The organism is Halobacillus sp. ACCC02827 (assembly GCF_030291935.1).
Lineage (GTDB): Bacteria > Bacillota > Bacilli > Bacillales > Halobacillaceae > Halobacillus.
In genome coordinates this window covers 264,521-288,354 of the sequence record NZ_CP128168.1, presented here as the reverse complement: position 1 = coordinate 288,354, position 23,834 = coordinate 264,521, and the positions used below count along the sequence as shown (strand labels likewise).

Here is a 23,834-nt window from a genome sequence, read left to right as displayed (position 1 = left end):
TCCCTCTCTCTTTCATCTTATCAGAATAAGATGCCGGTAAATTTAATAATTCTTTGACAATTGGTGGAGCGCTCGCACTTCCTCCATGAACTTGTCCACAGAATCGCTGATTTCTTCTCTGTTCATCGGAGTGACGATAGAAAAATACCGCGTCGTTGTTTTTATATAGGGAAGCTGCATGATCAGGTGTTCGACACCTGTGTGACAGACAACTGTTTTAGATAAAAAGGACAAACCAAGACCCGCTTTCACCCCTTGGACAACTCCGTGATTACTTCCGATTGTAATCATCTTCTTCGGACGAATGTTGAAGCTCTCCAACATGGAATCCATCATCGCTCTTGTACCTGATCCTTCTTCCCGGGTGATCCACGTCTGATCCTGGAGATCAGCGAAAGTAATAGACGATTGTTTTCGAATCGGATGGGCCTCCGGCACGAGGACGACCATTTCATCTTCCATGAACGGCTCCGAGCTTAAACCATGCTGGGTAACCTTCCCCTCTATGAGTCCCACATCCAAGTCATGGTGCTGGACGGCCTCATTAATCCGCTTCGAGTTTTCAATTCTTACCTGTAAATCAACAGACGGGTAAGCCTGATCGAATGCTTTTAAAATAGGCGGAAGAATGTATTCCCCCACCGTATAACTCGCACCGATACGAATCAGTCCACCAAGCTCCCGCTGGTATTCTGATACTTCCTGAACGGCCTTATCAATCAAACCGATTGCCTGCCTTGAACGCTGATAGACAATCTCCCCTGTCTTTGTCAAATGAAAACGCTTCGGCGATCGATCAATCAACGTGGCATCAAAATAACGTTCTAAATTCTTTATGTGGGAACTTACTGTCGGTTGGGACAGATTTAAGCTGGCTGCTGCTCTTGTAAAGCTTTTTTGATCCACCACTGCCACAAAGGTTTTCATTGCTTCAAAATCCATAGTCTCACCCAATCATTATGTTTTTTAATTATAACTATTATAAAGTTTTATTTTACTAATAGATAGTCCGGGCGTATGATGGGGAATGGTCAGAAGGAGGATACACCTATGAATCAACAAATAAAAAATTTCCTTCCCGGAATTGTTTTTACCGCCATCCTTGCTGCTGCAGGATTCCTTGTGGCTGAGCTGCCGCTTGTTAACCAAGTGGGGCCGTTGGCAGCAGCAATTGTGCTTGCTGTCATTTACAGACACTTCTTCGGATATCCCGAGCGACTGCACACAGGAATCCGCTTTTCGACGAAGAAGCTGCTTCGTTTAGCTATCATATTATTCGGTTTAAAACTGAACATCGATGTCATTCTTCATGAAGGATTACCTTTACTATTCCGCGGTACACTCGTTATCCTGTTCGCTGTCGGCTTGATGATGCTGCTTGCGAAAATCTTCAAAGCAGACAAATCGCTTACTTTGCTGCTCGGTATCGGCACCGGCATATGTGGTGCTTCCGCAATTGCAGCGGTTTCTCCAATCTTGAAAGCGAAGGAAAAAGACACCGCTCTAAGCGCAGGTATCATATCGGTGATCGGTACCCTGTTCGCCATCGCATACACGATTATCCGCCCATTATTGCCGGCAGACGCAGAGACCTACGGAATGTGGGCGGGCTTGAGTCTTCACGAAATCGCACATGTCGCACTTGCAGGAGAGCCTGCAGGAGAAGACGGACTTGCCATGGCTCTCCTTGCCAAGCTCAGTCGTGTCTTCCTGCTCGTACCGGTCAGCCTGATTCTCGTATGGATCATGAACCGAAAAAAAAGGAATGAAGAAAGCGGCCGTGCTATCGCTTTCCCATGGTTCCTTCTGGGTTTTATTGCTTTGAGCTTGTTCGGCAGCTATATAGATGGAACGCTGTTTACAATACCCGCTACTGTTATGAACGGTATATCGACAGGAACGTCCTTTATTTTGACAATGGCGATGGTTGGTCTCGGCTTGAATGTGAGTCTCTCTGATGTGAAGAACAAAGCATGGAAACCGACGCTGTTGCTGCTTGTCACATCGGTCCTTCTTTCCTTATTCACCTATTGGATCGTTGCCTGAAAACAGGTATCTCCCAGCGAAAAAAGAACCCTCATGTGGGTTCTTTTTTTCTTCCTGCGATTCATGCTCGTCCACTATGTGCATATAGTATAGGGACACTTTTTTGAAGGAAGGAATATCATTCACATGGGAATGTCTCAAACAAGGGCCGGGGCCTCCTTTTACGCTTTCCTGTCTATTACATTCTGGGGGATCTCTTTTGTATCCACGAAGGCCGTCTTGGATAAGATGGATCCCTTATCGCTTCTCGTCGTACGGTTCGGAATCGGATCCCTTTTCTTATTTCTGCTTATTCTTCTTTTGAGAGAACCATGGAAGGTCCGCATCTCCAACCTTCCGCATTTAATCATCCTCGGGGTTCTGGGTGTATTTATTCATCAAGTTATCCAAGCATCCGCTTTATTAACTATCCAAGCATCCGATGCAGGCTGGCTCATCGCCTTTTCCCCAATATTCACTATTTTCCTCTCCTTTCTATTTCTTCAGGAGAGGATCACTATAGGGAAAGTTCTGGGAATCACTTTATCCGTCACTGGAGTTCTGATGATCACGACTTGGGGACGGGGAATGAGTCTGGAATTCTCTCTATCTATTGGATATATTCTAATGATCCTAAGCACACTTAATTGGGCGGTTTACACCATATTGCTTCGAGCACTTGCCGTCCCGCTGCCACCTCTCGTCCTCACCTTTTATATGAGTATGATCGGGTTTATTCTTACCCTTCCCTTCTTTGTCAGAAATAACGGTATCCAGCAGCTTTACGGTCTCACATCTGCTGATTGGAGCCACCTTCTTTTTCTGGGCATCTTCGTTTCCGCCGTCGCTTATTGGTACTGGGCGAAGGCTCTTGAAGTCATGAAGGCTTCTCAAGTCTCCGTATTTCTATACTTTGAACCACTGGCTACTCTTGGTGCAGCGGTTCTCATCTTAAATGAACGATTAGCTCCTGCTTCTATCGCAGGAGGCTGTCTTATTGTTTTCGGTGTCATGATTGTACAAGGAAGATTTATCAATGGGAAGAATTAAGGAGGAAGAACTAATGAACCTTTTGGAACGTATGAAGAGAGCGTTCTCCACCATGTCTTCATGGAAGCCGGAAGAGATCAAGCAAACACTGCTGAACCTGGATGTATCGTTAGAGGAAGTGACTGCTTTTCTCCGAGATCCGGCAGGGAAACCATACGCCCGGAAAGTCTTGTATCAGGACGATCATGTAGAAGTGATCGTCATGAATTGGAGTGCCCTAGCTTGTGCACCGCACGACCATGGCCAATCAGCCGGATGGATCCAAGTCCTAAGCGGCCGGACCAAACAGACCATTTACAGAGTGGAGAACGACAGTCTTCCTGAGCCGCTTTTTACAGAGACGCAAAATAAAGGGTCTTGTTTCTTCGCACCTGTGCGGGGTGTCCACCAAATGGCGCAAGAAGGGGGAGAGCCACTCATCACGCTTCACCTTTATTCCCCACCCATCCGCGGAATGAAGGTGTACGATCTGGAAGCATGTGCTGCCTGTATTGTATCCACTGACTGCGGCGCATGGTGGCCGGATGATCAGAAGCAGAAAGTAAAAGAAATCCAATTAAAAAAGAAGCGGACTTGAGGCCCGCTTCTTTTAATTTATTGATCCAGTTTATACTTATCTTCATCCTCCGCAAAGCGGTTGTACCGTGTCTGCAGCCAGTAAAAGATATGGGAAACGAACACTTTAAGAATGGCATATCCCGGTATGGCGAGGATGATTCCGACTACCCCGAACAAATGGCCTGCCGTAAGCAGGACAAAGATGATCGTAACCGGGTGGATATGCAGGCTTTTCCCCATAATCTGTGGAGAGATAAACTTCCCTTCAAGCAGTTGGACCACTGTCCACACAATGGCCAGCTTCAATACCATAAATGGTGATGTCACGATGGATATGATCAAGGCAGGCGTAATTGCAATTGCCGGTCCTAAATATGGTACGACACTTGTCACACTGGCGATTGCCGCAAGTAAAAGAGCATAATCCAAGCCGATAATCAGGAACCCGATGTACATCATCACTCCGATACAGAAACTGACGATGATCTGGCCTTGAATGTAAGCACTAAGCTGATGATCAATGCCCTGAAAGACACTCTTCACTCCGGGACGAGCTTTCGGAGGAAACATACGGAGAATTTTCTCCGGCAGATGATGCCCGTCTTTCAGAAGGTAGAAAAGGATGAATGGAAGCGTAACTAAAGCAACGACCACACTTGTCACCGTGGATATGATGTTCGTAATCCCTTCGACCGTCTGAGAAGCATAGGATGATATATAATCAGGTACCTGGTTCAACAACTCATCTACATCATTGAACATATTTGTGTAGTAGCTGGAGAAGATGGAATTCTTCAACCATTCATCTGCTGACTTGATCATATCGCCAAGGTACTTCGGTAAATCCTCCGCCAGACTGATCAGCTGTTTCTCCAGGAACGGAATGATCAGGACAATAAGCAGCGTGATCAGACCTACCAGCACAAGCAGCGTCATCAAAATGCCCCATATCCGTTTGATCCGCCAAGATTCCAGTAAATTAATGATCGGACGAAGCAGATAGTAAACAACTACAGAGAGAATTAACGGCAGTGCCACCGTTTTTACAAATATGAAGAAAGGCTCGAAAATAAAGCCGACACTTGAATAAATGAAAATGTTCAAACCGATTAACAGCAAGATCCCTAAAACATATAATAATTTCCTGCCGCCGAAAAATCGGATAAACGGTGTGGAATCCCAACGATTCATAATCATTACCCCTTCACGAATAAACAACTCTTCTTTATTTTTCCTCAGTTTATCATAATAGAAACCCCATAATGAACACTTTTGATTCACCGGTCGAGCGATTCTTCCTTTTACTCTACCATTGAACCAAAGACCTTATCCCTATATGGAATCGATTCCATATAATCTATTAATAACGAATAATTTACAAAATCATACAGAAGAGTCGATATTATTATCTCATTTTTTTCTTTAGTTGGAAACCTTTGCATAATTAAGATTAAGCTTAAGACCCTTGGTACATCCCCTCTTTCAATTTAATTCCACTAATGGCTGATACTTTTGGCCTGCATTGACCATATGGAATCCATTCCATAAAGTTAACCATGTGCTCCGGAGCATAATACTACTACATATTAGGAGGCAACAATGAAACGTACTTATTCTTCTTTATTATCTAAAATTGCGTTAACCGGTCTTGTTCTCGTTGGAACATTGGCACAAAGCCCTCTTCAAGCAAATGCACAAACAGACGAGGACACTCCAGTTTGGTCGAGAGAAGACGCACAAAACTTCCAATTGACGGAAGAGAATACAGCGCCTAATCTCGATTCTTTCACTGATGTGGCACCTGACTACTGGATATGGGATACCTGGCCTTTAAGAAACCGTGATGGTTCTATTGCGAAAATCAAAGGTTACTATGTTACCTTTGCCCTGACTGCAAGCAAGGATTATACGTGGGGCGGACGCCATGATCACGCCGTTATTCGTTACTTCTATTCCAAGAATGGAAAAGACTGGACGATGGGTGATGTTCCTTATGATCAGGAAAAAGCCTTTGGTTCCCGTCAATGGGCTGGATCTGCAATGCTGGATAAAGACGGAAAGGTCCACCTTTTCTACACAGCTACTGGACGTAAAGGGGAACCGACTTTCGAACAACGTTTAGCAAAGACAACGTTTGAAATGGATGCCAAAGGGAACTCCGGCGTCACTGTATCTAACCAGGGGGAACATCAAATCCTGGCAGAGGCAGATGGAAAATACTACGAAACACAAGAACAGAAAACCGGTGATATCATTTATTCCTTCCGTGACCCTTGGTTCTTCCAAGACCCTGAAACAGGGGAAGAGTACCTCATTTTTGAAGGAAACAGTGGTGGGTTTGATAAGACATTGAAGCAGAAGCACATCGGATCTACAGGTGAGGATGTTCCAGCCGGTGCAGAGAATTATAACGGGAACATCGGTATCGCTGAAGCGACAAACGATGACCTGACTGATTTTGAACTTCTTCCTCCACTGTTGGAGGCAAACGGGACAAACCAACAATTGGAGCGTCCGCATGTTGTGAAGAAAGGTAATGATTACTACCTGTTCACGATTACACACGAATTCACCTTCGCCCCAGGTCTAAAAGGGCCGGACGGGCTCTACGGATTCCATGGTGAATCTCTATTCGGAGATTATGAACCGATGAACGGAAATGGTCTTGTTGTGGCGAATCCGAAAGAAGATCCATTCCAAACCTACTCATGGGCTGTTTTACCACACGGACAAGTCATTAGTTTTGTGAATGAATTTTATGATGAGAATGGAAACTTCCAATTCGGCGGCTCTTTTGCCCCAACCCTTAAGATTAATCTCAAAGGTGATACATCCAAGATCACTAACGTTATGGGTGAAGGTGAAATCCACGGATAATGAAGAACCAATGGAAAGAAGCTAGGTTTTTAAGCAAAACCAGCTTCTTTTCTTTTAAATAAGGAGGTAAGACTAATGGTATTTAGAAGAAAAAGCTTGAAACATATCGTTATGGCGACTGTATTGAGTATGGGAGCGGCCGGCTTCGCGGGAAGCGTCTCTGCACAAGAAACACCAACATCCAACTGGACGATCGAGGATGCTTTGAAAATCGAGCGTACGGATGCAACCACAGCTCCTTATATCGAACCAGACTTTGAAAAGATGGCACCGGAACTCCACGTTTGGGATACTTGGCCATTACGGGAGAAGGACGGATCACTTGCTAAGGTAAACGGAAATTACGTTATCTTTTCCCTTACAGCACCGTCTGATCTGCTACCCGGAAAGCGTCATGATGTAGCAGCTATCCGCTATTTCTATTCTAAAAATGGTCAGGATTGGACGCTCGGCGGAGAAGCATTCCCTTCCGAAGATGCTTATGGTTCAAGGCAATGGGCTGGTTCCGCCATGATGGAAAACGGGAAACTCCATTTGTTTTATACGGCGACAGGCCGTAAAGGAGAAGAAACATTAACTTATGAACAACGCCTTGCACTGGCAACAGGCGATATAAAAGCAGATGGAAATGGCGTTTCCTTTACAAACTTCTCCCATGACATAATCCTGGAGCCGCATGGTAAGTATTATCAAACACAGGAACAGTCTCAACAAGGCGATATCGCTTATACCTTCCGCGATCCATGGTTCTACGAGGATCCGAAAAGCGGTAAAGATTACATCCTTTTCGAAGCGAACTCGCCCGGAGCTCCAGCAGAGAGAAGTTTAGATAAGGCATATATCGGCAGTGATGCATTCAGCAGCACCCATGAAGTATTTATGGAGGATTTCGCTAAACAATTCAATGGAAGTATCGGCATTGCGGAAGCTAAGAATGACGCCTATACAGAATTTGAAGCACTCCCTGCTCTTCTTGAAGCTAATTACGTAAATCAGGAGCTGGAACGCCCTCATATCGTGAATAAAGGGAATAAGTACTATTTATTCACAAGTACACATGAACATAAGTTCGGCCCAGGCGTGGACGGTCCTGACGGGCTTTATGGATTCACATCGAATTCCCTATTCGGAGGTTATGAACCTCTAAACGAAAGCGGCCTTGTTCTTGCTAATCCGGATGGCCATGACTACCAGTCGTACTCTTGGACCGTCATGCCCAATGGGAAAGTGATCAGCTTCTACAATTTCCATGACTTAGATGGGAAGAACATAGCAGATTTAGGAGGAACCACACCGGAATACCAAATGTCGCATTTCGGCGGTACGCTTGCACCTACAATCAAGCTCTCCATTCATAACGACACTACAAAAATAAATGGAGATTCAAAACCTGGAAAAATCAGATAATAAGTATATTCTTATCATAAAGAAGAAAGAGGCCCCGTATAGGGCCTCTTTCTTCTATCACATATTAGTGACTGCTTTATAATCCGACTCTTCCACATACCCAAGGACCGCATCTACATAGTATATATCTCCATAACACGCACCATACTGTTCTGCTTCTTCCCTGATACAGCTGTATATCCCGGTGTCTCTCAATTCGTCGTACTTTTGTGCGGAAAACTCGATGGCAAGTTCCTGCGTGTACTCGCCCCCTCGTTCCATAACAAATTCTATAAATCCAGGTCCGAAATTATAGGACTGCAAAGCCAGCTTCACATCGTAATCAGCACGTTCCAAAACATCACCAAAATAGCTTACCCCCTGTTCAATGGAGCGTTTTGGCTCTGTAATGCAGCCAACCTCTCCGCACAAGGATTCAGATGCCTGCATCGGATCGTTTCCCCGACCTCCTGATTCCTGCATCATCACAGCGAGAATAACTTCTGTATATGGTTCAATCCCCTCTTTAGCCGCATACGATCTAACCTCTTCCTCGTAATCAAGCACATTTGTAGACAGCTTCGGTTCCTTTTCCGTTCTCAAACTGCTTGCAATCTCTTGACCTATATCATAATTATTCATTACATAGAGAAAAATCCCAGCGAGAAGAAAGGGGAGAAAGAACATCAAGAAGCCGGCTTTTTTACTTTTGCTTTTGCTTTTGTTTCTGACAGACAATTTCTCCCTTCCTTCCATACGAAAATAACACTTTCATTCTATCATGTTAAAAGATCATCTTCCTGTATAATGAATCGGTAATACGCTGGATTAGTTTGATTATTCTGTCATTTACGGATTATAATTACCTAAAGGCAATAAACGACTGAATGATACGGATAATTATCTACTTAGAGACATAAGCTTCTTCGTATAACTTAGAGAATAGCTGGTTCTTTACAAACCAAACCTTAGAAAGAAGGGATCCCTATGAAGAAAAGCCTTGTTTTACAAACAGACTTCGGTTTAAGTGACGGTGCTGTCAGCGCCATGTACGGGGTATCTCTTTCCGTAGATCCTGATTTAAAGGTTTTTGACTTAACCCATGATATCCCTGCTTTTCATTTGGGAAGCATCCTACCGCTTGTATCAAACGATCAGCTACTGGCCCGAAGGTACCGTTTTTGTATCTGTCGTGGACCCTGGAGTAGGCTCGGGCAGAAAAAGCATTGTCGCTCAAACGATGGGAAACCACTATATTGTAACCCCTGACAATGGTACGTTGACTCATGTCAACAAGTATATAGGGATCAGAGAAGTTAGAGAAATCGATGAGAGAATTAACAGACTTCCTAACTCCGGGGAATCCTACACCTTCCACGGGCGGGATGTCTATGCCTATACTGGTGCCAGATTAGCTTCAGGAGCTATTTCCTTCTATGGCGTAGGCGCTTCCCATCCCCACGACCGTATCGTATCCCTTCCTCTTCAAACGGCACAGTTGGATAATGGTGTCATTCAAGGTTCCATTGATGTTCTCGATATACGATTCGGTAACTTATGGACAAATGTAAGCAGAGAACTTTTTTCACAGTTGGACGCGACGCATGGAGATGGCTTGGAGGTTACGATTGATAATGGAACGAGACAGACTTATAGGAACAGCATGATATTTGGTAAATCTTTTGCAGATCGTCATATAGGTGAGCCGATCCTTTATGTGAACTCGTTGGATAATCTGGGCATCGCTATCAATCAAGGCTCTTTCGCAGATGCCTATCATATACAGCCAGGCCCGAATTGGACAGTAACCGTCCGAAAAGCATCGCACAATAATTTTAATTAACAAAAAAACCTTCAGGATAAACCTGAAGGTTTTTGAATTGACGTGGCAGCGTCCTACTCTCACGGGGATCTACCCGACTACCATCGGCGCTGAAGAGCTTAACTGCTGTGTTCGGCATGGGAACAGGTGTGACCTCTTCGCCTTCACCACCACATCAATATTCTATTGAGGTAAACCCTCAAAACTGGATAAGGAAACATCTTTATCGAAAGAAACGTTTTTCACGCGATCATTTGATCAGATAGATAAGTCATCGATCCATTAGTATCCGTCAGCTCCACGTGTCACCACGCTTCCACCTCGGACCTATCAACCTCATCGTCTCTGAGGGATCTTATTTGCTCGAAGGCAAAGGGAAATCTCATCTCAAGGGGGGCTTCATGCTTAGATGCTTTCAGCACTTATCCCGACCACACGTAGCTACCCAGCTATGCTCCTGGCGGAACAACTGGTACACCAGCGGTGTGTCCATCCCGGTCCTCTCGTACTAAGGACAGCTCCTTTCAAATTTCCAACGCCCACGACGGATAGGGACCGAACTGTCTCACGACGTTCTGAACCCAGCTCGCGTACCGCTTTAATGGGCGAACAGCCCAACCCTTGGGACCGACTACAGCCCCAGGATGCGATGAGCCGACATCGAGGTGCCAAACCTCCCCGTCGATGTGGACTCTTGGGGGAGATAAGCCTGTTATCCCCGGGGTAGCTTTTATCCGTTGAGCGACGGCCCTTCCATGCGGTACCGCCGGATCACTAAGCCCGACTTTCGTCCCTGCTCGACTTGTAGGTCTCGCAGTCAAGCTCCCTTGTGCCTTTACACTCTGCGAATGATTTCCAACCATTCTGAGGGAACCTTTGGGCGCCTCCGTTACTCTTTGGGAGGCGACCGCCCCAGTCAAACTGCCCACCTGACACTGTCTCCGGACCGGATCACGGTCCTGGGTTAGAATGTCCGTACAGCCAGGGTAGTATCCCACCAGCGCCTCCACCGAAGCTAGCGCTCCGGCTTCCAAGGCTCCTACCTATCCTGTACAAGCTGTACCAACATTCAATATCAGGCTACAGTAAAGCTCCACGGGGTCTTTCCGTCCTGTCGCGGGTAATGTGCATCTTCACACATAGTATAATTTCACCGGGTCTCTCGTTGAGACAGTGCCCAAGTCGTTGCACCTTTCGTGCGGGTCGGAACTTACCCGACAAGGAATTTCGCTACCTTAGGACCGTTATAGTTACGGCCGCCGTTTACTGGGGCTTCGGTTCAACGCTTCGCTTACGCTAACGCATCCCCTTAACCTTCCAGCACCGGGCAGGTGTCAGCCCCTATACTTCGCCTTACGGCTTCGCAGAGACCTGTGTTTTTGGTAAACAGTCGCTTGGGCCTTTTCACTGCGGCTCCTCGGCAGAGGAGCACCCCTTCTCCCGAAGTTACGGGGTCATTTTGCCGAGTTCCTTAACGAGAGTTCTCCCGCTCACCTTAGGATCCTCTCCTCGCCTACCTGTGTCGGTTTGCGGTACGGGCACCTCTTTCCTCACTAGAGGATTTTCTTGGCAGTGTGAACTCAGGAGCTTCGGTACTATAGTTCCCTCCCCATCACAGCTTGACGTTATGCCGGACGGATTTGCCTATCCGACCGTCTCACTGCTTGGACGTGCACATCCAATGGCACGCTCTCCTTATCCTCCTGCGTCCCCCCGTCGTTCAAACGGAAAGGAGGTGGTACAGGAATATCAACCTGTTGTCCATCGCCTACGCCTTTCGGCCTCGGCTTAGGTCCCGACTAACCCTGAGAGGACGAGCCTTCCTCAGGAAACCTTAGGCATTCGGTGAAAGAGATTCTCACTCTTTTTTCGCTACTCATACCGGCATTCTCACTTCTAAGCGCTCCACCAGTCCTTACGGTCTGACTTCACGGCCCTTAGAACGCTCTCCTACCATTGATCCTACGATCAATCCGCAGCTTCGGTGGTGTGTTTAGCCCCGGTACATTTTCGGCGCAGAGTCACTCGACCAGTGAGCTATTACGCACTCTTTAAATGATGGCTGCTTCTAAGCCAACATCCTGGTTGTCTAAGCAACTCCACATCCTTTTCCACTTAACACACACTTTGGGACCTTAGCTGGCGGTCTGGGCTGTTTCCCTCTCGACTATGAACCTTATCACCCACAGTCTGACTCCCAGAACAAAGTCTATGGCATTCGGAGTTTGACTGAATTCGGTAACCCGATAGGGGCCCCTCGTCCAATCAGTGCTCTACCTCCATGACTTTCTATTCTGAGGCTAGCCCTAAAGCTATTTCGGAGAGAACCAGCTATCTCCGTGTTCGATTGGCATTTCACCCCTACCCACACCTCATCCCCGCAATTTTCAACTTGCGTGGGTTCGGGCCTCCAGTCAGTGTTACCTGACCTTCACCCTGGACATGGGTAGATCACACGGTTTCGGGTCTACGACCGCATACTCACTCGCCCTATTCAGACTCGCTTTCGCTGCGGCTCCGCTTCTGCTGCTTAACCTTGCATACGGTCGTAACTCGCCGGTTCATTCTACAAAAGGCACGCCATCACCCATTAACGGGCTCTGACTACTTGTAGGCACACGGTTTCAGGATCTCTTTCACTCCCCTTCCGGGGTGCTTTTCACCTTTCCCTCACGGTACTGGTTCACTATCGGTCACTAGGGAGTATTTAGCCTTGGGAGATGGTCCTCCCGGATTCCGACGGAATTTCACGTGTTCCGCCGTACTCAGGATACACTCCGGAGGGAGAAAGGTTTCGACTACAGGGCTGTTACCTGCTCTGGCTGATCGTTCCAGATCGATTCATCTACCTTCCTCCTTGGTAACTCCAAAGGAGTGTCCTACAACCCCAAGAGGCAAGCCTCTTGGTTTGGGCTGATTCCGTTTCGCTCGCCGCTACTTGGGAAATCGCATTTGCTTTCTCTTCCTCCGGGTACTTAGATGTTTCAGTTCCCCGGGTCTGCCTTCTTATACCTATGTATTCAGCATAAGATCCTGCTCCATTACGAACAGTGGGTTTCCCCATTCGGAAATCTCCGGGTCAAAGCCTACTTACGGCTCGCCGGAGCATATCGGTGTTAGTCCCGTCCTTCATCGGCTCCTAGTACCAAGGCATCCACCGTGCGCCCTTATTCACTTAACTATCGTCGTGAAAAGACGTTTGTTTAAAACTTTCGATGTTTGATGTCTTGTCATCAATCGTTTCATCGTTAGATGATACGATGATTCCTTATCCAGTTTTCAAGGTTCACGTAGTTCAGAGAAATCTTTCGATCTCTCAAAACTGAACAACCAACCAAGTACGCTTCCGTTCTAAATCCTTAGAAAGGAGGTGATCCAGCCGCACCTTCCGATACGGCTACCTTGTTACGACTTCACCCCAATCATTGGTCCCACCTTCGGCGGCTGGCTCCAAAAGGTTACCTCACCGACTTCGGGTGTTACCAACTCTCGTGGTGTGACGGGCGGTGTGTACAAGGCCCGGGAACGTATTCACCGCGGCATGCTGATCCGCGATTACTAGCGATTCCGGCTTCATGCAGGCGAGTTGCAGCCTGCAATCCGAACTGAGAATGGTTTTATGGGATTTGCTACACCTCGCGGCTTCGCTGCCCTTTGTACCATCCATTGTAGCACGTGTGTAGCCCAGGTCATAAGGGGCATGATGATTTGACGTCATCCCCGCCTTCCTCCGGTTTGTCACCGGCAGTCACCTTAGAGTGCCCAACTGAATGCTGGCAACTAAGATCAGGGGTTGCGCTCGTTGCGGGACTTAACCCAACATCTCACGACACGAGCTGACGACAACCATGCACCACCTGTCACTTGGTCCCCGAAGGGAAATCCCTATCTCTAGGGAGGTCCAAGGATGTCAAGACCTGGTAAGGTTCTTCGCGTTGCTTCGAATTAAACCACATGCTCCACCGCTTGTGCGGGCCCCCGTCAATTCCTTTGAGTTTCAGCCTTGCGGCCGTACTCCCCAGGCGGAGTGCTTAATGCGTTAACTTCAGCACTAAGGGGTGGAAGCCCCCTAACACCTAGCACTCATCGTTTACGGCGTGGACTACCAGGGTATCTAATCCTGTTTGCTACCCACGCTTTCGCACCTCAGCGTCAGAAACAGACCAGAGAGTCGCCTTCGCCACTGGTGTTCCTCCACATATCTACGCATTTCACCGCTACACGTGGAATTCCACTCTCCTCTTCTGTCCTCAAGTTCCCCAGTTTCCAATGACCCTCCACGGTTGAGCCGTGGGCTTTCACATCAGACTTAAGGAACCGCCTGCGCGCGCTTTACGCCCAATAATTCCGGACAACGCTTGCCCCCTACGTATTACCGCGGCTGCTGGCACGTAGTTAGCCGGGGCTTCCTCGTTAGGTACCGTCAAGGTACCGCTCTATTCGCACGGTACTTGTTCTTCCCTAACAACAGAACTTTACGATCCGAAGACCTTCATCGTTCACGCGGCGTTGCTCCGTCAGACTTTCGTCCATTGCGGAAGATTCCCTACTGCTGCCTCCCGTAGGAGTCTGGGCCGTGTCTCAGTCCCAGTGTGGCCGATCACCCTCTCAGGTCGGCTACGCATCGTCGCCTTGGTGAGCCGTTACCTCACCAACTAGCTAATGCGCCGCGGGCCCATCTGTAAGTGATAGCGAGAAGCCATCTTTCAACTTTCCTTCATGCGAAAGAAAGTATTACCCGGTATTAGCCCCGGTTTCCCGGAGTTATCCCGATCTTACAGGCAGGTTGCCCACGTGTTACTCACCCGTCCGCCGCTCGTTCCACGAGCGTCACCCCGAAGGGATCAGCTCGCTTCCCGCGCTCGACTTGCATGTATTAGGCACGCCGCCAGCGTTCGTCCTGAGCCAGGATCAAACTCTCCATAAAAGTGTTTGACTTGCTCATTTTGCACACCGAATGTGCTTGTTTGAATTCTCTCTATATAATAGAAAGAATGTTTGACGTACTGGTTGGTTCGTTCAGTTTTCAAAGATCAAAATGTTGTTTGCCGCTTAACAGCGACTTAACTAATATAACATGTTGTTTCGTTTCCGTCAACAACTTTTTTATATTTTGTTTCGTTAAGTTCTGTGCGGTGCGCCGCTCTCTTAACGCGACAAGTAATAATATATCATGGCTATAAATCTATTGCAATACCTTTTTCGATATTTTTTTCATAGTACGCTAGTTCAACAAAAAGCTTCTATATTATATAAACAAAAAAGCACACCATGATAAAGGTGTACTCAACGATACCTGCTTCTTCTTTTGCGCATAATTTTCCTTATGATCGGATAGATGATCGGTCCATATTTGAAGATGCGTCTTATTAATCGCTTCATATAGTTTCTCTCCTTGTAGACTGTCGTTACATTTATCTTTCCCCTGGAAAGATAAAAAGAAACCGATCAACCTCCAACTATTTCATAATAGAGCTTCTTAGCATCTATGACATCCTTCGTTCCATGGATGAGCACCCTTCCATCTCTAAAGAAAACCATACGATGATGCTTGCCATGGTCGTATGATAGTAAAAATGGATTCTCTTTCACTTTCTCTGAAGGTAATCGACGCTTCAACTCTGCAAAGTCACGCTTCATCGTTCCGGAAGGGCGTATCTGCACGGTATCCCGACCACATAGAACAGCAAATTTAGTAGCATTGACTTCTTCTAAATATGGATAGACGGGAGAATCACCACACGAGGGACAATCTTTCCTTCGGGCGTTCGAGACTTTAATGGAGGTCCTGTCATTATTCCATAAGTCGAAGGTCATCAAAGCTGGATTAACGCGGGCGAAGTCCCCGGTCAGTATCTTTAACGCTTCCGCTACTTGTAATGCTGTAACCATCTGCACGGCCGGACTGATCACACCGACAGTGTCACAAGTCGCTCCGCCCAGAGGTACACGTTCCAACAAACAACCTAAGCAAGGGGTTTTCTCTGGAAGAATGGAAAACACAAGACCGTTGCCTCCGACACACCCACCATATATATAGGGGATATTATACTTCTGGGCCACGTCATTCATCAGCATTCTTGTTTCAAAGTTATCGGTACCGTCCATCATTAAATCAACACCATCTGCCAAACGGAGCAATTCTTCCCGCTGAACATCGGCAATCACACCTTCTATAGAAACCGTTGAATTAATACTGGACAACCTCCGTTTAGCCGCTTCCGCTTTCGGAAGGTGTGCCGCAGCATCCGCTTCCGTATATAATTGCTGCCTTTGCAGATTACTTAGTTCTACATAATCCCTGTCGACAATCGTCAGCTTCCCCACTCCGGCCCGCACCAGCTGTTCCGAGCTGCTCGTACCCAGAGCACCCGCTCCAATAATGAGTACATGACTCCCCGCCAGCTTACTTTGTCCCTTTTGCCCAATCGGTCGAAACCGTTCCTGTCGTGAATATCTTCCATCACTCAAAAAAAAGCCCCCTCCATCTACCTCATTACACTTCCACCGGAAATCTTCATGGATTCTCCTACTATATTAAGCGAAGCATCTGTCAATAGATAAACAATAGACCGCGCCACTTCCTCTGCCGTACTCAACCTTCCAGAAGGAATCCCTTCCTCTGCAATACGGCGCTGCTCCTCGTAACTCTTCCCTTCCCTCTCACCTTTTGCACGTATGGATGCCTGTCCCATAGATGTATCCACATAGCCGGGGCAGACGGCGTTCACTCGAATTCCATGTTCAATCGCTTCATAAGCAAACGATTGGGTGAAGCCCGTGATTGCGAATTTTGATGCACTATATGCCGTATTACTGTGTGTGCCGCGTAAACCGGATAAGGAGGAAAGGTTAACGATCGATCCTTTTCCAGTTGTCTTCATTTCATTATAAACTAACTGAGTAAAGAGGACCGTCGCAAAGTAGTTGAGTTCCATTACTTTACGCAACTCATCTTCATTCACCTCTTCCAATGCTCCACCGCCGATAACACCAGCAGAATTGACAAGACCATTTATCGGCCCCATAGCGCTCGCTGCTTCTCGAACAATCTTCTTTCTGTCCTCTTCTTTATTCAAATCTGCCTGAACGACGTAGACTTCCGCATCTTCCCGTATGGAGGCAAGAGACTCTTTCCGTTCGTCCAGTTTCCCACCATTTCGTCCAGTAATCGTCACATGACCTCCAGCACGGACAATTTCTTTCGCCGCTTCGAAGCCGATTCCGCCTGTAGCACCTGTAACAATAGTATGTGTTCCTTCTAACGCCTGTTCAGAAAAAATGTTCATCCCTATCTCCTCCTTAGCGTCACGATATCCTCTGTACGACAGCACTAAACCTATGTAATAAAAAATCAGCGCTTAACGAACGGATTCCGTCGTTGAAGCGCTGATCCACGGGACAACTTTTTTAAGAAAGTCTGCCATGTTTATTCTTTTCTTGTTTCTTCTCATAGCTACCTACACCACTTCTAATGTTATTTCCGTTTGTTCTGCTTCCGGAAAGACAATAGAACCTTTCCACTACGTGTACGTTTCAGACCTTTTGACTTTTCCTGCGTTTGACCTTCCGGGCTGTTTTTGTAGTCCTGGTCGAAAAGCTCACGAGCTTTTGAATAGAGCAGAGTCATAGTGGTGTCCTCCTTTTCTTTATGGGATTATAATTCGATTCCCCCTGATAATATTAGTAAAACACCGTAAAAGCAAGAGATTTTTATTATTTTTATGTTTTTTTATAAATGACCCATCTATAAGCTCATTTTTCGACATATATCCCGGTCTTTTCGCGTATTTCACAAAATATTCCCGCCTGTATTTATGATCAAACATAAAAAAAGACGACACGTAAAACGTGTCGTCTCTGCATCTATATGATTAATTCAATACTTTAACTTCTACTGTTTTTCGTCCGAAATCAAGTGCATCTGATTGTTCAGGTACGAAGACATCAATACGGTTACCTTGAATTGCACCACCAGTATCGGCAGCGATTGCTTTACCATAACCTTCTACATAGACTTCAGAACCTAATGGGATGACATCAGGGTCGACGGCTACAACCTTCTGATCAGGATTAGCACGCAAGTCTACACCTGTAGCTGTTGTACCAGAGCAGCCTTCACAGAAAGCAGTGTACGCTGTAGCTTCCATCGTCAATGTTTTCGCTGCTTCTTCTTGAGCAGGCTCACTGGATGTTGGTTCTGCTTTCGCTTCCTGCTTCTCTGCTTCAGCAGGTTCAGGAGCCTGTTCCTGTTGTTCCTTCTCTACAGGTTGGGAAGCTTCAGGAGCTGCGTCAGCTTCGCCATTACTATGAAGCTTGAGTTCATCTCCAGGGAAAATCAATGCAGAATCCAAACCATTCCATGCTTTCAGATCACTCACACTTACATTATTAGCTTGTCCAATGCTGAAAAGCGTGTCTCCTGGTTTTACTGTGTGGACATCCGCAGATTTACTTTGTCCGTCGACAGAAAGGTTCTGATCGGGGAAGATCAAGTTAGAAGTTAGTCCGTTTGCTGCTTTTATATCTTCAACAGAGACTCCATTCGCTTGGGAAATGGACCAAAGCGTGTCTCCTTTATTTACTGTTACCTCTTCTGCACTTACTGAAGTTGCTGTTACTGCCGAAATCGAAGCGACCGCCGCCAAAGATACTACTGTTTTTTTCATAATTGTTATTTCCTCCTTGGGTAAACAGTCTTGCTAAACGATTTGTTTAGGCACTGTTTAAAATCACAAGTACTACTCTAACATGTGTATCGGAAAAGCCAATAACAGGACAGCAACAATATCATTGCAAACATTACAACGACTTTACTTCCTTGTCATATAGTATAAATCCTTACATTTCTGCATAAAAATAGACCTCTGCATCCGCAGAAGCCTATTTTTATGAACTTACCTCTTTCCTTAACCTCTTTGTACATTACAATAGTGCACGATAGCATCGTTTAGAAATGCGGGGTACCCCTCTCTCCATTTCTCAAGATTGGAGCGGAACCGCTCATCGTTTACATACATGTCGGCAAGACCGCGGAAGATCTCCAAGGTACATTCATAGAAATAGTCTGTGATATGCTGCCGCTTCTTACCGATCCACTTTTGAACCTCCGCATCTTCCGGTCCTTTATCCATGATAGAAACCAAGTGACGGTCGATGGCATCCATATCCTGTTTCATCCTTTTCCAGTCTTCTTCGGAATAAGATTTTGTCTTTCTTGCTGATTCCTTGTACGCAGCTGTGTTTCCCCAGCGATTGTTTACTTCCTGCTCATATTTCTTTTGATGCTCCTCAATTGAACGACTGTCAAAGGGCTCTAAACGATCTTTATTCTCCATAACCGTTCCTCCTTGAATTGAGGCAAGCGTGCGGTCGACAGATTCAATCATCCGATCCAAACGGTGTCGTTTCTCCACTAACATGTACCGGTGATGAGCAAGTGCCTTTCGCTCATCAAATTCGGGGTCGTCTAGTATCTGTTGAATCTTTACTAAAGAAAGATCCATTTCACGGAAGAAAAGAATTTGTTGAAGCCTCGCTATTTCACTCTCCCCATAAAGTCGATATCCATTAGAAGCGATGGTCCGTGGAGAAAGCAAGCCGATGTGATCGTAATGATGCAGCGTGCGCACACTGCATCCGGCCAGATCCGCTACCTCTTTTATTTTCATCATAGGTGATCACCTCTTCTTAAGCTTATGATATGACGTCACGTCAAGGTCAATAGCTTTTCTTGTCATTAATTGTAGTTTTCTGGTCCGTAGAGGGTTTTGAAGGGCAATTGAAGAATTATTAGCTATGACATTCTTTATAAGGTTGTGTTCCTATGAATATGTACTGCCAGAGTGCTTTCCACCAATTAGAGATCGTGATCGCTTCCATATCAGAAATGGTAGGCCAACTCTCGGAGGATGACCTCAAGCTTCGTCCGACGGAAGGGAAATATTCCATTGGAGAACTTCTTGAACATATCGCTGTCATTCCAGCAGCAGACGGAGCAATTATTGAAGAGCGGTCCAAAGATGAGATGGAACAGTTCTATGAGTCAATATCCCTTAAGAAAAAAGAGGACATTCTGGAAAAGCTGTTTGAACATTTTTCCCAATTGAAATTTCAATTTGAGCTTTATACGGAGGAGCATCTATACACGGAAACAACTTCATGGTGGGGAGTATCCCACACCCGTTTTGAATGGCTCCTGCAAATTATCGCTCATATGTACCATCACAGAGGGCAGCTTCATGCGATGCTCGTCCACACGTATAAGAAGGATCCGGAAATCATGTTATTCGAATAAGCAGACGGAAAGTGCGAATTAAAAGCGAAAGAAACCGACTTCTCCTTTCCTATGAAAGGTCTGAAGGCCGGTTTCTTTGCCGTGGTTTCGAACCACTTCTTATTTTCTGCCAAGATCCGTCTGAATGTCCTCTTTGTACGCATAAGAGAAAAGTAAAGAAACTAAAATGGCTCCTCCAATTAAATTACCGATACTCGCGGGTACCAAATTGAAGAAAATATATTCGTACCACGTGTATTTATCAGATACGAGGAAACCCATACTGAAATACCCCATATTCGCGGCGCTGTGCTGGAAGTTACCGGCTACGAACAAGACGACAGGGAGCATAGTTCCAAGAATCTTCCCTGTTATATCCCTTGCAGCAGTCGTAAGAAATGCGGCCATCCCGATCAGCCAGTTCGCCAGGATCCCGGAAATGAGAACCTGAAACCACCCCAGGACACCATGATCCATGAACTTCATTTTATTCTCCAGGTACATAGTCAATTCCGGATAGAAGGTAGAAGAAAAGGATCCGGACAACTCGATCAGCACGGCTACCAAAAAAGCCCCGATCAGGTTACCAATGTAGGTGGATGCCCAGAACTTATATATATTCCCTTTCATTAACCCTGACTTATTAAATAAATAAGACGGTAGAAGGACGTTGATTTCCGTAAACAAAACGGCTCCGGATATAAACACCATCGAATACCCGGCTGCAAACCCGAGACCAGCAAGCAGGTGGAACAGCCCTTTCGTTTCCACCCCTTCGGAAAGCAATATGGAAAAGACAGCCCCGAAGGTCATGAATGATCCTGCCGTCAATGCTAACAGGAATTGAGCCCGGAAAGGCTTACTTAGGTGATCCCTACCTTTTTCACCAAATCCGTCAACGATTTGCGAAGGGATATAGAACTGCCTGCTCGGCTCGTCCTTTTTCTTCTCTTCTATATCTTCCGATTGATTACGGTTTTTTTCGTCATTTTCTGCCATTTATCATCCCTCCAATGACATAACTATTCCCCATCTGACTTTTTCTGTAACCTTTCTGTATAACATTCCTGCTTTGAAACAGGTTAATAAGAAAAGGTAAAGGGGGAAGCTCATGGCAAGGGATCTACTTTGTCTCGCTTGTAACGGGGAAGGTCTGCTTATGGATGATGAAGAATGGCGGTACACGTGCAAGATTTGCGGGGGAAGCGGGATGCAGCCACAGAACAGCACCGTGTACGACAAACAAGCCGCCGATGTAGACGAAACAAACCGCATCTTGGACTAGTTCATAAAAAAACACCGCATGCTGTTGCATGCGGTGTTTCTATTCAGGTCACTGTACCATCCAAAGGCTTCCTCGACTTTCTGACAAGAGCTACGATTCCAGCTACCAGATAAGCAGCGCCTCCGAAAATTCCAAGGAACAACGTCGCTAATGTCAGAACGATTGCGGAAACGATCAGCATGATCCCTGCCGCTTTCGGCTTCTTGTTACCGATAAGGAAGATCAGAGCAAGGATTCCGACTGCCAGACCGACGATGGAAGCAATCAGGACAAATTGACCAAGTGACTCGAACATCGTCAACAGCTGCCCCGACGTAAAATCCTCGGCCCCAGGCTGTGCTTGGAATTCGGAGGAATTTATGAAATTCTCCACGCCTTCTCTTACTCCGGGATCATCTATTCCACCCATGACCACAGTACTGACAAACAGAGGGATTCCGAAAAGAACCATACCAATGACCGTCAATACGATTTCAACCGTTCGCTTCACCATTCATTCCTCCTGATCATCAGGCTCCAGCAACATCCCTCTTCGTAAAGAATGTCCAAGCGAGCACGATGAATATGATGTAATATACGGCCAGTACAGCAATGGAAAAGCCTGCTGTCAAACCTTCCAACATAGGTGTGCCCTCTAAATATACCGTCAAATCCGTGTTGGCAAACAGAATATACTTCGCCCAATCTTTGTCTGCAAGGAAAACAATGATCATATTTCCAGCCATCATCAAGAAGATTGCTACACCAATGGCCAGCGCACTGTTACGGAAGACAGCAGATATCATAAAGGCAAACGTTGCCATAATAAGCAGGTTAACAGAACTTAATAAGTACTGCTTAAGTGTATGGGAGAATATTTCCGCAGACTGCATTTCTCCACCTTGGCTGAAGACATACGCCTGTGAAGGATCTCCGAAGCCGAACAATACCGTCCCTAACAAGAAGGAAAGAACGTATAAAACTACGAGTGCAGTAAGAGCGAAAATCAATACCGATACATATTTAGACAACAGTATCTTTGCTCTGGAGATCGGACGGATCAACAGCAGCTTGATCGTTCCCCACCGGAATTCGTTGGCTGTGATTCCTGCCGCTACAATAATCGTCAATAAGCTTACTACAGAAACAAGACCGCGATTCTCCTGAACGAAGGACCAGACATTGTATTCCACCGGTTTAATATCATTATCAATGCGGTACTGGTTCTCTTCTACATCATAATAATTAGGATACTTGATTTCCGGAGCCTGGCCGCTCTCTGTCTCCCCTGTCAACTGCGCGTTCTGCTCCTGAAGTTCTTCTTTCCAGTTGTCTCCTGTCGGCGCATCTCCACCTGTGAATGACTCGTCCACTTTAAGCAGCGCGCCGAACGCTATGACAAGCACACCTAAAACGATAAGCATGATCCATGTCGCTTTCTGGGCATATAACTTCATTTGTTCATTTTTAACTAACTGTATAAAATTATTCAATCTTTCCCTCTCCAATCAAATCAAGGAATTTATCCTCAAGCGTCGAACGATTCACGTTCACACTGTAGATGTTGATATTCTTCGCTACAAGACCGGCAATAACGCGCGGGATGTCCTCTTTCTCAATCGTAAGGGTAAGCTGTTCTTTAGCGAGTACCGTCTTCGTATCGGTCAGTTCATCCAAAGCCGCCTTTGCTTCCTCCAACGGCTCCGCCTCGATCGATACTTCCTTCTTATCCGTCTGCTGCAAAGCTTCATTAACGGTCTGAATGGAAATGAGCTCTCCATTCTTTATGATGCCGATTCGATCACACATCATTTCCATTTCAGAAAGGATGTGACTCGATACGATTACCGCTACACCTTCCTCTTCGGCTAGACGACGGATATAAGCACGAATCTCCCGAATGCCCGAAGGGTCCAATCCATTCGTCGGTTCATCGAGGATCAGGACAGAAGGATTATGTAAGAGAGCTTGTGCAATTCCTAAGCGTTGTCGCATCCCTAGAGAATATTTCCCTACCTTATCCTTCATCCGACCTTCCAATCCGACGAGGCGGACCACTTCTTCGATCCGTTCCTTCGTAACACCCGGAATCATTCTTGAATAGTGAAGCAGGTTCTTCCAACCGCTCATAAACGGATACATTTCCGGATTCTCCACGATACCACCGACGTGACGGATCGCATCTTTGAAATCGTTACGGACGCTGTGCCCTTTAATGATGACGTCTCCTTCCGTCATCCCGATCAAACCGACCATCATTCGGATGGTGGTCGTTTTCCCTGCACCGTTAGGACCAAGGAAACCAAATACTTCCCCACCGTAAATATCAAAGTCCAGTCCTTTAATAATCGGCTTCTTCCCTATCGTTTTCTTCAAATTCTTTAACTGCATTACGGGTTCCGTCAAGAAAACCCCTCCTTTTTCTTCGACACACCTAATCTACGACATCAGACAACAAAAGTTTCACTATTTAAGAATTTTTTTACAAAAAACTCCTTCTCGGGAGCTCCTGCATAGAAGCTGTCGTCTATCTTTGTTAAACTAGATAAAGAAATGAGCGTTTAGGGGGAATGATA

General features: G+C 46.1%; 20 protein-coding genes, 3 rRNA genes and 1 pseudogene. 8 read left to right on the top strand and 16 right to left on the bottom strand.

Annotated elements, in window-relative coordinates:
* Positions 1-42: 42 nt before the first annotated feature.
* Entirely contained in the window at positions 43-927 is an 885-nt protein-coding gene (locus tag QRD89_RS01565; RefSeq protein ID WP_241210924.1) for a LysR substrate-binding domain-containing protein, read from the bottom strand.
* 123 nt (positions 928-1,050) lie between these two features.
* Here QRD89_RS01565 and QRD89_RS01560 point away from each other — a divergent pair, with 123 nt between their 5' ends.
* The 3 genes from QRD89_RS01560 to QRD89_RS01550 all read left to right on the top strand — a co-directional run bounded on the left by QRD89_RS01560 (position 1,051) and on the right by QRD89_RS01550 (position 3,652).
* A complete protein-coding gene (locus QRD89_RS01560; protein WP_062515755.1) occupies positions 1,051-2,046 on the top strand; it encodes a YeiH family protein in 996 nt (331 codons plus the stop codon).
* 126 nt (positions 2,047-2,172) lie between these two features.
* Positions 2,173-3,075: a DMT family transporter gene (locus tag QRD89_RS01555; RefSeq protein WP_008636948.1), complete on the top strand. Its 903-nt coding sequence runs from the start codon at positions 2,173-2,175 to the stop codon at positions 3,073-3,075.
* Positions 3,062-3,652 carry a cysteine dioxygenase gene (locus QRD89_RS01550; protein ID WP_008636949.1) on the top strand — a complete coding sequence of 197 codons (591 nt, stop codon included), beginning with the start codon at positions 3,062-3,064 and terminating at the stop codon, positions 3,650-3,652. Before QRD89_RS01555 ends, QRD89_RS01550 begins: the two co-directional genes overlap by 14 nt.
* 17 nt (positions 3,653-3,669) lie before the next feature.
* On the opposite strand, the gene QRD89_RS01545 is transcribed toward QRD89_RS01550, so the two are convergent.
* On the bottom strand, positions 3,670-4,824 hold the full coding sequence (locus QRD89_RS01545; protein WP_152413379.1) for an AI-2E family transporter: 1,155 nt from the start codon (positions 4,822-4,824) through the stop codon (positions 3,670-3,672).
* A 408-nt stretch (positions 4,825-5,232) separates the two neighbouring features.
* Here QRD89_RS01545 and QRD89_RS01540 point away from each other — a divergent pair, with 408 nt between their 5' ends.
* Positions 5,233-6,510: a glycoside hydrolase family 68 protein gene (locus QRD89_RS01540; protein WP_026577035.1), complete on the top strand. Its 1,278-nt coding sequence runs from the start codon at positions 5,233-5,235 to the stop codon at positions 6,508-6,510.
* Between the two features lie 75 nt (positions 6,511-6,585).
* The gene (locus tag QRD89_RS01535) at positions 6,586-7,917 is read left to right on the top strand and encodes a glycoside hydrolase family 68 protein (RefSeq protein ID WP_062515756.1); all 1,332 of its coding nucleotides are present in this window, start codon (positions 6,586-6,588) and stop codon (positions 7,915-7,917) included.
* Positions 7,918-7,974: 57 nt separating this feature from the next.
* Here QRD89_RS01535 and QRD89_RS01530 read toward each other — a convergent pair whose 3' ends face one another.
* Entirely contained in the window at positions 7,975-8,538 is a 564-nt protein-coding gene (locus QRD89_RS01530) for a lysozyme family protein (RefSeq protein ID WP_236096530.1), read from the bottom strand.
* A gap of 345 nt (positions 8,539-8,883) precedes the next feature.
* Here QRD89_RS01530 and QRD89_RS01525 point away from each other — a divergent pair.
* Positions 8,884-9,739: pseudogene (locus tag QRD89_RS01525) on the top strand (SAM hydrolase/SAM-dependent halogenase family protein).
* Between the two features lie 40 nt (positions 9,740-9,779).
* On the opposite strand, the gene rrf reads toward QRD89_RS01525, so the two are convergent.
* The 9 genes from rrf to QRD89_RS01485 all read right to left on the bottom strand — a co-directional run bounded on the left by rrf (position 9,780) and on the right by QRD89_RS01485 (position 19,392).
* Positions 9,780-9,893, bottom strand: a 5S ribosomal RNA gene (rrf, locus tag QRD89_RS01520).
* Between the two features lie 87 nt (positions 9,894-9,980).
* Positions 9,981-12,899, bottom strand: a 23S ribosomal RNA gene (locus QRD89_RS01515).
* Positions 12,900-13,081: 182 nt separating this feature from the next.
* Positions 13,082-14,645, bottom strand: a 16S ribosomal RNA gene (locus QRD89_RS01510).
* The 16S, 23S and 5S rRNA genes sit together here, the layout of an rRNA operon.
* A gap of 359 nt (positions 14,646-15,004) precedes the next feature.
* Complete coding sequence (gene yxzF / locus QRD89_RS19260; RefSeq protein ID WP_502875646.1) at positions 15,005-15,100, bottom strand: small protein YxzF; 96 nt, start codon at positions 15,098-15,100, stop codon at positions 15,005-15,007.
* Positions 15,101-15,166: 66 nt separating this feature from the next.
* On the bottom strand, positions 15,167-16,189 hold the full coding sequence (locus QRD89_RS01505) for a ThiF family adenylyltransferase (protein WP_286096161.1): 1,023 nt from the start codon (positions 16,187-16,189) through the stop codon (positions 15,167-15,169).
* A 17-nt stretch (positions 16,190-16,206) separates the two neighbouring features.
* Positions 16,207-17,007: an SDR family NAD(P)-dependent oxidoreductase gene (locus QRD89_RS01500; protein WP_286096160.1), complete on the bottom strand. Its 801-nt coding sequence runs from the start codon at positions 17,005-17,007 to the stop codon at positions 16,207-16,209.
* A 188-nt stretch (positions 17,008-17,195) separates the two neighbouring features.
* On the bottom strand, positions 17,196-17,348 hold the full coding sequence (locus tag QRD89_RS01495) for a hypothetical protein (RefSeq protein WP_008636261.1): 153 nt from the start codon (positions 17,346-17,348) through the stop codon (positions 17,196-17,198).
* 244 nt (positions 17,349-17,592) lie between these two features.
* The gene (locus QRD89_RS01490) at positions 17,593-18,387 is read right to left on the bottom strand and encodes a 3D domain-containing protein (protein WP_026578886.1); all 795 of its coding nucleotides are present in this window, start codon (positions 18,385-18,387) and stop codon (positions 17,593-17,595) included.
* Positions 18,388-18,627: 240 nt separating this feature from the next.
* Positions 18,628-19,392 (bottom strand): MerR family transcriptional regulator, encoded by a 765-nt coding sequence (locus QRD89_RS01485; protein WP_026578885.1) that lies wholly within the window; start codon positions 19,390-19,392, stop codon positions 18,628-18,630.
* Between the two features lie 152 nt (positions 19,393-19,544).
* Between QRD89_RS01485 and QRD89_RS01480 the strand changes: the two genes are divergently transcribed.
* Entirely contained in the window at positions 19,545-20,015 is a 471-nt protein-coding gene (locus tag QRD89_RS01480) for a DinB family protein (protein WP_286096159.1), read from the top strand.
* A 99-nt stretch (positions 20,016-20,114) separates the two neighbouring features.
* Here QRD89_RS01480 and QRD89_RS01475 read toward each other — a convergent pair whose 3' ends face one another.
* Positions 20,115-20,993, bottom strand: a complete 879-nt coding sequence (locus QRD89_RS01475; protein ID WP_286096157.1) for a formate/nitrite transporter family protein — start codon at positions 20,991-20,993, stop codon at positions 20,115-20,117.
* Positions 20,994-21,105: 112 nt separating this feature from the next.
* On the opposite strand from QRD89_RS01475, the gene QRD89_RS01470 reads away from it, so the two are divergent.
* Positions 21,106-21,279, top strand: coding sequence for a hypothetical protein (locus QRD89_RS01470; protein WP_286096156.1), 174 nt, complete (start codon positions 21,106-21,108; stop codon positions 21,277-21,279).
* Between the two features lie 43 nt (positions 21,280-21,322).
* On the opposite strand, the gene QRD89_RS01465 is transcribed toward QRD89_RS01470, so the two are convergent.
* From QRD89_RS01465 to QRD89_RS01455, 3 genes are read right to left on the bottom strand one after another with little or no spacing between them, the layout of a single operon-like run.
* Positions 21,323-21,772, bottom strand: a complete 450-nt coding sequence (locus QRD89_RS01465; RefSeq protein ID WP_286096155.1) for a DUF4064 domain-containing protein — start codon at positions 21,770-21,772, stop codon at positions 21,323-21,325.
* A 16-nt stretch (positions 21,773-21,788) separates the two neighbouring features.
* Positions 21,789-22,751, bottom strand: coding sequence for an ABC transporter permease (locus QRD89_RS01460; RefSeq protein WP_008636240.1), 963 nt, complete (start codon positions 22,749-22,751; stop codon positions 21,789-21,791).
* Entirely contained in the window at positions 22,744-23,664 is a 921-nt protein-coding gene (locus tag QRD89_RS01455; RefSeq protein ID WP_026578880.1) for an ABC transporter ATP-binding protein, read from the bottom strand. The genes QRD89_RS01460 and QRD89_RS01455 overlap by 8 nt, the downstream gene beginning before the upstream one ends.
* Positions 23,665-23,834 lie beyond the last annotated feature (170 nt).

Excerpts from the sequence above, each read along its gene's own strand:
- QRD89_RS01565 (WP_241210924.1), bottom strand. The coding sequence starts at position 927 with ATGAAAACCTTTGTGGCAGTGGTGGATCAAAAAAGCTTTACAAGAGCA.
- QRD89_RS01560 (WP_062515755.1), top strand. The coding sequence starts at position 1,051 with ATGAATCAACAAATAAAAAATTTCCTTCCCGGAATTGTTTTTACCGCC.
- QRD89_RS01555 (WP_008636948.1), top strand. The coding sequence starts at position 2,173 with ATGGGAATGTCTCAAACAAGGGCCGGGGCCTCCTTTTACGCTTTCCTG.
- QRD89_RS01550 (WP_008636949.1), top strand. The coding sequence starts at position 3,062 with ATGGGAAGAATTAAGGAGGAAGAACTAATGAACCTTTTGGAACGTATG.
- QRD89_RS01545 (WP_152413379.1), bottom strand. The coding sequence starts at position 4,824 with ATGAATCGTTGGGATTCCACACCGTTTATCCGATTTTTCGGCGGCAGG.
- QRD89_RS01540 (WP_026577035.1), top strand. The coding sequence starts at position 5,233 with ATGAAACGTACTTATTCTTCTTTATTATCTAAAATTGCGTTAACCGGT.
- QRD89_RS01535 (WP_062515756.1), top strand. The coding sequence starts at position 6,586 with ATGGTATTTAGAAGAAAAAGCTTGAAACATATCGTTATGGCGACTGTA.
- QRD89_RS01530 (WP_236096530.1), bottom strand. The coding sequence starts at position 8,538 with ATGAATAATTATGATATAGGTCAAGAGATTGCAAGCAGTTTGAGAACG.
- yxzF (WP_502875646.1), bottom strand. The coding sequence starts at position 15,100 with ATGAAGCGATTAATAAGACGCATCTTCAAATATGGACCGATCATCTAT.
- QRD89_RS01500 (WP_286096160.1), bottom strand. The coding sequence starts at position 17,007 with ATGAACATTTTTTCTGAACAGGCGTTAGAAGGAACACATACTATTGTT.
- QRD89_RS01495 (WP_008636261.1), bottom strand. The coding sequence starts at position 17,348 with ATGACTCTGCTCTATTCAAAAGCTCGTGAGCTTTTCGACCAGGACTAC.
- QRD89_RS01490 (WP_026578886.1), bottom strand. The coding sequence starts at position 18,387 with ATGAAAAAAACAGTAGTATCTTTGGCGGCGGTCGCTTCGATTTCGGCA.
- QRD89_RS01485 (WP_026578885.1), bottom strand. The coding sequence starts at position 19,392 with ATGATGAAAATAAAAGAGGTAGCGGATCTGGCCGGATGCAGTGTGCGC.
- QRD89_RS01480 (WP_286096159.1), top strand. The coding sequence starts at position 19,545 with ATGAATATGTACTGCCAGAGTGCTTTCCACCAATTAGAGATCGTGATC.
- QRD89_RS01475 (WP_286096157.1), bottom strand. The coding sequence starts at position 20,993 with ATGGCAGAAAATGACGAAAAAAACCGTAATCAATCGGAAGATATAGAA.
- QRD89_RS01470 (WP_286096156.1), top strand. The coding sequence starts at position 21,106 with ATGGCAAGGGATCTACTTTGTCTCGCTTGTAACGGGGAAGGTCTGCTT.
- QRD89_RS01465 (WP_286096155.1), bottom strand. The coding sequence starts at position 21,772 with ATGGTGAAGCGAACGGTTGAAATCGTATTGACGGTCATTGGTATGGTT.